The organism is Micromonospora sp. M51 (genome assembly GCF_018070305.1).
GTDB classification, from domain to species: Bacteria; Actinomycetota; Actinomycetes; order Mycobacteriales; family Micromonosporaceae; genus Micromonospora; species Micromonospora parva.
The window spans coordinates 1-7,571 of record NZ_JAGPXZ010000251.1; the positions used below are offsets into that span (position 1 = coordinate 1).

General features: G+C 72.3%; 9 protein-coding genes. 7 read left to right on the forward strand and 2 right to left on the reverse strand.

The features are described from left to right. From KBX53_RS15440 to KBX53_RS15450, 3 genes are all read left to right on the forward strand, one after another. Nucleotides 1–570: peptidase M23 (locus KBX53_RS15440; RefSeq protein WP_210859991.1), on the forward strand; the 570-nt coding region annotated here is incomplete at its 5' end. A 106-nt stretch (nt 571–676) separates the two neighbouring features. Next, nucleotides 677–823, forward strand: a complete 147-nt coding sequence (locus tag KBX53_RS15445) for a hypothetical protein (RefSeq protein WP_167337326.1) — start codon at nt 677–679, stop codon at nt 821–823. Nucleotides 824–872: 49 nt separating this feature from the next. Continuing rightward, the gene (locus KBX53_RS15450) at nt 873–1,628 is read left to right on the forward strand and encodes an EcsC family protein (RefSeq protein WP_210859993.1); all 756 of its coding nucleotides are present in this window, start codon (nt 873–875) and stop codon (nt 1,626–1,628) included. Between the two features lie 15 nt (nt 1,629–1,643). On the opposite strand, the gene KBX53_RS15455 is transcribed toward KBX53_RS15450, so the two are convergent. Both KBX53_RS15455 and KBX53_RS15460 read right to left on the reverse strand, forming a co-directional pair. Then, complete coding sequence (locus KBX53_RS15455; RefSeq protein WP_030335062.1) at nt 1,644–2,498, reverse strand: GDSL-type esterase/lipase family protein; 855 nt, start codon at nt 2,496–2,498, stop codon at nt 1,644–1,646. 119 nt (nt 2,499–2,617) lie between these two features. After that, nucleotides 2,618–3,211, reverse strand: coding sequence for an antibiotic biosynthesis monooxygenase (locus KBX53_RS15460; RefSeq protein WP_210859995.1), 594 nt, complete (start codon nt 3,209–3,211; stop codon nt 2,618–2,620). A 122-nt stretch (nt 3,212–3,333) separates the two neighbouring features. Between KBX53_RS15460 and KBX53_RS15465 the strand changes: the two genes are divergently transcribed. The 4 genes from KBX53_RS15465 to KBX53_RS15480 form a co-directional block, all read left to right on the forward strand. Beyond that, nucleotides 3,334–3,597: a DUF6343 family protein gene (locus KBX53_RS15465; RefSeq protein ID WP_030335057.1), complete on the forward strand. Its 264-nt coding sequence runs from the start codon at nt 3,334–3,336 to the stop codon at nt 3,595–3,597. Between the two features lie 12 nt (nt 3,598–3,609). Further along, nucleotides 3,610–5,025 (forward strand): NADP-dependent succinic semialdehyde dehydrogenase, encoded by a 1,416-nt coding sequence (locus tag KBX53_RS15470; protein WP_210859996.1) that lies wholly within the window; start codon nt 3,610–3,612, stop codon nt 5,023–5,025. A 52-nt stretch (nt 5,026–5,077) separates the two neighbouring features. Further along, nucleotides 5,078–6,043: a TIGR03885 family FMN-dependent LLM class oxidoreductase gene (locus KBX53_RS15475; protein WP_030335052.1), complete on the forward strand. Its 966-nt coding sequence runs from the start codon at nt 5,078–5,080 to the stop codon at nt 6,041–6,043. 37 nt (nt 6,044–6,080) lie between these two features. After that, nucleotides 6,081–7,571: Na+/H+ antiporter (locus KBX53_RS15480; RefSeq protein ID WP_210859997.1), on the forward strand; the 1,491-nt coding region annotated here is incomplete at its 3' end.

The window sequence follows — 7,571 nt, forward strand, 5'->3', positions numbered from 1 at the left end:
GCCTCCCGTTCCCTCGACCGCACGGCCGCCCCGAGCACCTCCGCCGCCGCCCCCACGGCAAGCCCCGCCGACCCGGACACCAGCGCGCCGGCCCGCAAGGTCGCCCCGGCTCGCCCGACCGATCCGGCACCCGTCGCCGGGCTGGACGAGGACCAGATGGAGAACGCCGAGGCGATCGTCCGTACCGGCCGCAAGATGGGTGTGCCACGCCGGGGTCTGGTGATCGCGGTGGCCACCGCCATGCAGGAGAGCAATCTCTACAACGTGGCCAGCGGCGTGCTGCCCGAGTCGCAGGACTATCCGCACCAGGGCGTTGGCTGGGACCACGACTCGGTCGGGTTGTTCCAGCAGCGTTCCAGCAGCGGCTGGGGCCCGGTGGGGCGGCTGATGGACCCCGAGTTCGCGACCCGGCAGTTCCTCAGCGCGCTGGAGCAGGTGCCCGGCTGGCAGCGGATGCGGCTCACCGACGCCGCCCAGGCGGTGCAGGTCTCCGCGTACCCCGAGCACTACCAGCAGCACGAGTGGCGGGCCACCCGGGTCGTCGACGCCATCGTGCCGGCGGGGCGGTAACCTACCGCCCACTATGGACGGTCAGGGTTGAGGCTGTCGCATCCCGGGTACATGTGTTGCGGGTACGGGGTACACATGACTGAGGGATCGTCGACAGGAGGACGTTATGTCACTGATGCAGCGGATCAGCGCGTTTTTGAAATCACCGAAGGGGCAGCAGATGGTCGACCGGGGCCGTCGCGAGATGGCCAAGCCGGGCAACCAGCAGAAGCTGAAGGGGTTGGCAGCGCGGTTCTCCAACCGCCGCCGCTGACCGCTCCATCGGCCGCCCTGTCCGCCGTTTCCACCCCTGGGGAGACCTGGTGACCGACACCCCGCCCGTCGGCGGTCAGCCCGCCGCCCCGACTCCGCAGCCGTCCGTCGACCTGCCGGCCGGGCCGGTGGACGCCCCCGAGGGTCCGCCGGCCCGACTCTGGGACCGGATGCGTGACGACCCGCAGTACGCGCCGGAGCACCTTGCCCTGGAGGCGGTGCGCCGCCTCGGGCCGGAAGCCGTGCAGTGGGCCGCCCGGGCCCGGGCCGAGCAGCCCGGGGTGTCCGCCGATGTGCTCGCCGACCAGGCGGCCCGCAAGTTCGTCAACCTGGCTCGGCTCTCCGGCGCGGTTTCCGGCGCGGCCGGGCTGCCCGGCGCCGTGATCGACGTGGGCGTGCTGGCCTGGACCCAGGCGCGGATGGTGCTGCACATCGCCGCCGCGTACGACGTCGACCCGCTGCACAGCGATCGGGCCACCGACCTGCTGGTGCTCCAGCGGGTGCACAAGGTCGCCGAGAGCGCCCGGCTGGCGCTCGGCGTGGCCGCCGGCCGGGCACGCGCCGACGCGCACTTAGGCCTGGGCGGCCAGCGTCCGCTCGGTCGGGTCATGCTGCAACTCGGCATCCGGCTGGCCCAGATGGCCGGTGTCCGGGCCGCGAAGCGGATGGTCGCCAAGATCGTCCCCGGTGCGGCCATCGTGCTCGGCACCTGGGCCAACTCGTCGGCTACCAAGGACCTCGCCCAGCGGTCCCGGGCCCTCTACCGCTCCCGTGGCAGCGTCGTCCCGGAGCCGCGCCAGCCCTGACGTGCGTCCCGGTCCTCAGCTGGCCAGGCCGGAGGAGCGCCAGGTGACCTCGGCGATGCGGCCCTGGCCGGTGGCGTTGGGGTGGAACCAGTCCAGCGGGTTGAGCAGATCCAGCGTGAACCGGACCTTGTGCAACGCGCCGCCGTCGTGCCGGCACCGGGACCCGTACGCCCGGCAGGCCGCCGTCAACTCGGCGTTGTAGGCGGCGATCCGATCCCGGACGGCGGCCCGGCGCGCCCGGTCGGCGGGGGCGGTCGAGGTCGCCTCGGCCAGCAGGGCCGGGCAGATGCCGCCCCGCCGCCACGCGCGGGTCGCCCGGGCGTCGTCGTGCCCGACCTCCCAGAGCCGGTACAGGTCGGGGATGCTCACCACCAGCACCCGGGCCTTCGGCCGGCCGGTCCGCAGAACCCGCAGCCCCTGGTCGACGTCGGCCCGGAACTGCTTCACCGGCGTCATCGCGTCCACTCCGCCCCGGCAGACGTCGTTGGCGCCGATCAGCACCGTGACGTAGTCGGCGCGGTCGCGTACCGCCGCCTGGGCCTGACCGGCGAGAGCGTCCGCGCGGGCGCCGGGACGGGCGTGGTTGTACCTCCGGTCGCGGATCGCCGAGTTCTGGTCCAGCAGCCGTCGGTAGTGGCTCTGCACCCGCAGCCCGTCCCCGGTCGACCAGGAGTTGCGCTCGCAGGAGGTGAGCACCAGGCAGGAGGCGAAACCGGTGCTGATCGAATCGCCGAGGGCGGCGATGCCGCCGGGCCCACCCGACGGCGGGGCGCTCGTGGTGGGGCGGGGTGTCGCCGAGGTGCCACCCTCGCAGGCCAGCGCGACCAGCGCCGCGAGACAGGCCAGGGCGGCAACCCAGCGTCGAGGCATGACGTCTCCCGTTCCGCAGCACAGAGCGACAGCGCGGTAACTCTATGCGCAGGACGCGGTGTGCCGGGAAGTTGCTGTCGGGTATGCGGCAGAGCGCCGACACGGAAGCCGTCGAGGTGCTATACGTCCCGCCAGGGTGCCGGCTGGCCGTGCAGCCACCAGTGCAACGCCCGGGTGATCCGGGGCAGCACCAGATAGGTCATCAGCGGGGTCAGGCAGAGCGTCATCAGGAGCACCCGGGCCGCCAGCGGCACCGCGTCGAGGAAGCGGCTCGTCAGCAGGGTGGCGGTCAGACTCAGCGGGAAGAACGCCAACCAGATGGTCACCGCCTGCTTCCAGCGGGGCGGCGACGCGGGCGCGACCGGCTCCACCGGGTCCACCGAGTGCTCCAGCGGCCTGTCGAACCAGCCCTCGATCCCGGTACGCCGCTCCACCCGGGTGTGCTCGACGATGCCCTGCGCCGAGCTGAGCCACCAGTGCCGCTGCGGCGACTCCTCCCACCGGCGCAGCGTCTCGGCGTCGGCGAAGCGGTAGAGCATGTGCCACTCCGGCGAACCGGGGCCGCTCTGCACCCAGCCGGCGCCCAGGAACCCGGGGAACGCCTCGGCCAGCGCGGTGCCGGCCCGCATCCAGGCCACCATCTCGCTGGCCCGGTCGGGGTCGACGCGGCGGGCGATGGAGACGGTCACCGGCACGGTGAGGGTCATTGACATGCGCTCATCCTCCGGCCGGCGGGGCCGCGGCGCGAACGGATGTGCCGGAGCACACCGGCGCGGCCGGGTCCGCCCGCGCGCCGTACCGGTTAAGCCGGCCGATCGGGGGTAGATCGGTGGGTATGACGAGATCGCAGCCTCGGCGCGCCCGTGGCACGGTCGGCCACGCGAACAGCGCGCTGAACCTCCGGCTCACCCTCGCCAGCTTCGGTCTGGTGATCATGGTGGTCTTCGCGGTGCTGGCGTTCTGGGCCGGTATCGCCTGGCTCGGCGTACTCTGCGCGATCTTCGCCGTGGTCGCCGTGGTCGACCTGGTCGTGATCCAGCGCCGCCGCGCCGCCCGCCGCCGCGAGGAGCCGGGCGTACGACACTCGCTGTTCGAGTGACAGGAGGACGAGATGCCCCACATCGCCACCACCAACCCCGCCACCGGCCAGGTGCTCAAGACCTATGAGGCGATGTCCACCGAGCAGCTCGACGGTGCCATCGAGCGCACCGACCTCGCGTTCCAGCAGTTGCGGGAGACGACAGTCGACCAGCGCGCCCGGTGGATGAACGCCGCCGCCGACCTGCTCGACGCCGAGCGCGACGAGATCGCCCGGATCATGACCACCGAGATGGGCAAGACGTACGCCGCGGCGCAGGCCGAGGTGACGAAGTGCGCCACTGCCGCCCGCTTCTACGCCGACAAGGCCCCCGCGTTCCTCGCCGACGAGCCGGCCGACGCCGACGCGGTGAAGGCGATCCGGGCGTTCATCCGTTACCAGCCGATCGGCGTGGTGCTCGCTGTGATGCCGTGGAACTTCCCGCTCTGGCAGGTGATGCGCTTCGCCGCGCCAGCGCTGATGGCCGGCAACACCGGGCTGCTCAAGCACGCTTCGAACGTGCCGCAGACCGCGCTGCTGCTGGAGGACGTGTTCCGCCGCGCCGGCTTCCCCGAGGGGGCGTTCACCACAGTGCTGGTCGGCTCGGACGCCGTCGACCGCATCCTCAGCGACCCCCGGGTACGCGCCGCGACGCTCACCGGCAGCGAACCCGCCGGCCGGTCCATCGCCCAGATCGCCGGACGGGAGCTGAAGAAGACGGTCCTCGAACTCGGCGGCAGCGACCCCTTCGTGGTGATGCCCTCGGCCGACGTGGACCGGGCCGCCGAGGTCGCCACCACCGCCCGCTGCCAGAACAACGGCCAGTCCTGCATCGCCGCGAAGCGGTTCATCGTGCACACCGACGTCTTCGACGCGTTCGCCGAGAAGTTCGCCGCGAACATGGCCGCACTCCGGGTCGGCGACCCGATGGACCCGGACACCGACGTCGGGCCGCTGGCCAGCGAGCGGGGCCGCGACGAGGTGCACGCCCAGGTCCGCGACGCGGTGGACAACGGCGCGACGGTGCTCTGCGGGGGCGAGCGGCCGACCGGTGACGGCTGGTTCTACCCGCCGACGGTGGTCACCGACCTCACCCCGCAGATGCGGATGTGGTCGGAGGAGGTCTTCGGCCCGGTCGCCGGCCTGTTCCGGGTGTCGTCGTACGAGGAGGCCATCGCTGTCGCCAACGGCACCAGCTTCGGGCTCGGCTCGAACGCCTGGACCCGCGACCCGGCCGAGCAGGAGCGCTTCGCCACCGACCTGGACGCCGGCAACGTCTTCATCAACGGGATGACCACCTCCTACCCCGAGTTGCCGTTCGGTGGCGTGAAGAACTCCGGGTACGGGCGGGAGTTGTCGGCGCTGGGCATGCGGGAGTTCTGCAACACCAAGACGGTCTGGGTGGGCGAGGGCGCCGCATCGGCCGGCGCCGGCGCGCACGCCGAATAGTTCGCGGTGCGGCACGCGTCAGCCGGCGCCGTCGTGGGTAGGAAGTGTGCCCATGACGTCGTTCGGGTTTCACGCCTCCCATGAGCAGATCGGTCCGCGCGCCCTGTTGGAGGCGGTGATGCACGCCGAGCGGGCCGGCTTCGACGCCGCCATGTGCTCCGACCACTTCTCCCCGTGGAGCGCCCGGCAGGGCGAGTCCGGCTTCGCCTGGTCCTGGCTCGGCTCGGCGTTGCAGGCCACCGGTATGCCGTTCGGCGTCGTCAACGCACCCGGTCAGCGCTACCACCCGGCGATCATCGCGCAGGCGATCGGCACCCTCGGCGCGATGTACCCGGGCCGGTTCTGGGCCGCGCTGGGCACCGGCGAGGCCAGCAACGAGCACATCACCGGCGACCCGTGGCCACGCAAGGACGTGCGTTCCGCCCGCCTGCGCGAGTGCGTCGACGTGATCCGCGCCCTGCTGGCCGGCGAGGAGGTCAGCCACGACGGGCTGGTCCGGGTGGATCGCGCCCGCCTGTGGACCCGCCCCGAGCAGCCGCCCGCACTTGTCGGCGCCGCCGTCAGCGTGGCCACCGCCCGCTGGTGCGCCGAATGGGCGGACGGGCTGATCACCGTGAACGCCCCGGTGGCGCACCTCCGCGAGATGATCGACGCGTACCGGGACGCGGGCGGGCGTGGACCACTGCACCTGCAGGTGCACGTCTCCTGGGCGCCGGAACAGGCACAGGCCGAGGCGATCGCGTACGACCAGTGGCGCAGCAACGTCTTCCCCCCGCCGGTCTGCTGGGACCTGGAGACCGCCGAGCACTTCGACGTGGTCTCCGCCGACGTGCCGGCGCAGCGCGTCGCCGAGGTGGTGAACGTCTCCTCCGACCTGGGCCGGCACGTCGGCTGGCTGGAGGAGTACCTGGAACTCGGCTTCGACCAGATCGCCCTGCACCACGTCGGGCAGGAGCAGCGCGGATTCATCGACGCGTTCGGCGCGGAGGTGCTGCCGAAGCTGCGCCCGGGCGGCTGAGCAGAGCGGTGTTCACGTACCCCTAGGCTCGTACCCCATGGAAAGCCTGTTCCCGGTCGTCGTCTTCCTGGCGATCGCCACCCTGGGCGCCGCGTGGGCCCGCCGGCTCGGCCTGCTCGCGCCGATCGTGCTGGTCGTCCTCGGCCTGGCGCTCTCATTCGTGCCGGGCTTCCCGCAGGTGCACCTGGAGCCGGAGCTGGTGCTGATCGGCATCCTGCCGCCGCTGCTCTACGTGGCCGCGCTGGAGACCTCGGTGCCGGCGTTCAAGAACAACATCCGGCCGATCCTGCTGCTCGCTGTCGGCCTGGTGTTGTTCACCGCGTTCGTGGTCGGGTTGGTGCTGCACCTGCTGTTGCCCCAGGTGCCGTTCGCGATCTGCCTGGCCCTCGGCGCGGTGGTCGCCCCACCGGACGCGGTGGCCGCCACGGCCGTCGCCCGCCGGGTCGGGCTGCCCCGCCGGGTCGTCACCATCCTGGAGGGCGAGAGCCTGGTCAACGACGCCACCGCCCTGGTGCTGCTGCGGGTCGCGACGATGGCCACCGTCGGCTCGGCCGTCGGCACGACCGAGGTCGCCGTCGAGGTGCTGCGGGCCACCGGCGGCGGCATCCTGATCGGGGCGCTCGGGGCGCTGGTGTTCGGCTTCCTGCACCGGCGGATCACCGACCCGCTGCTGGACAACGCGCTGTCGCTGATCATCCCGTTCGCGGTGGTGTTCACCGCCGAACACCTGCACGCCTCCGGCGTGGTCGCGGTGGTCGTCACCGGTCTGGTGCTCGGCCACAAGCTGCCGCAACTGCTGTCGGCGGCGTCCCGGTTGCAGATCGGCGCGTTCTGGCGACTTGTTCGTTTCCTGCTGGAGGGCCTGGTCTTCCTGCTGGTCGGGCTCCAACTGCGGGAGGTGCTACGCGAACTCGACGAGCCGATCGGCTCGCTCACCCTGATCACCCTCGCGGTGCTCGCCACCGTCTTCCTGACCCGGTTCGTCTGGCTCTTCCCGGCCACCTACCTGGCCCGGTTGGTCCCCCGGGTCCGCCGCCGTGACGCCCGTCCGTCGCCGAAGGTCCCGATCATCATCGGCTGGGCCGGCATGCGCGGCGTGGTCACCCTGGCCGCCGCGCTCGCGCTGCCGCTGACCCTGGCCGGCGACGAGCCGTACCCCAGAGCGTTGTTCATCTGGCTGGCCTTCGCCGTGATTGTTTTCACCCTGGTCGGCCAGGGTGCCACCCTGCCACTCGTCGCACGCCGGTTGAAGCTGCCGCCGGACGACGCGGTGCAGGACGCGCTCTCCGCGGCCGGGGTGCAGCAGCAGGCCAGCAGGGCCGCGCAGGACCGCCTGGACGAGTTGGCCGACACCGCCCCGGACCCGGTGGTGGCCCGGCTGCGCCGAGCGGTGGAGGACCGCACCAACATGGCGTGGGAACGACTCGGCGGCGACGAGCGGGAGACCCCGTCGCAGGCGTACGGTCGGCTGCGACAGGAGATGATCGACGCCGAGCGGGAGGTGTTCCGGGCTGCCCGGGACTCCGGT

Bases quoted from the DNA above. Each gene is read 5' to 3' on its own strand.
- KBX53_RS15445 (WP_167337326.1), top strand. From the start codon at position 677: ATGTCACTGATGCAGCGGATCAGCGCGTTTTTGAAATCACCGAAGGGG.
- KBX53_RS15455 (WP_030335062.1), bottom strand. From the start codon at position 2,498: ATGCCTCGACGCTGGGTTGCCGCCCTGGCCTGTCTCGCGGCGCTGGTC.
- KBX53_RS15460 (WP_210859995.1), bottom strand. From the start codon at position 3,211: ATGTCAATGACCCTCACCGTGCCGGTGACCGTCTCCATCGCCCGCCGC.
- KBX53_RS15465 (WP_030335057.1), top strand. From the start codon at position 3,334: ATGACGAGATCGCAGCCTCGGCGCGCCCGTGGCACGGTCGGCCACGCG.
- KBX53_RS15470 (WP_210859996.1), top strand. From the start codon at position 3,610: ATGCCCCACATCGCCACCACCAACCCCGCCACCGGCCAGGTGCTCAAG.
- KBX53_RS15475 (WP_030335052.1), top strand. From the start codon at position 5,078: ATGACGTCGTTCGGGTTTCACGCCTCCCATGAGCAGATCGGTCCGCGC.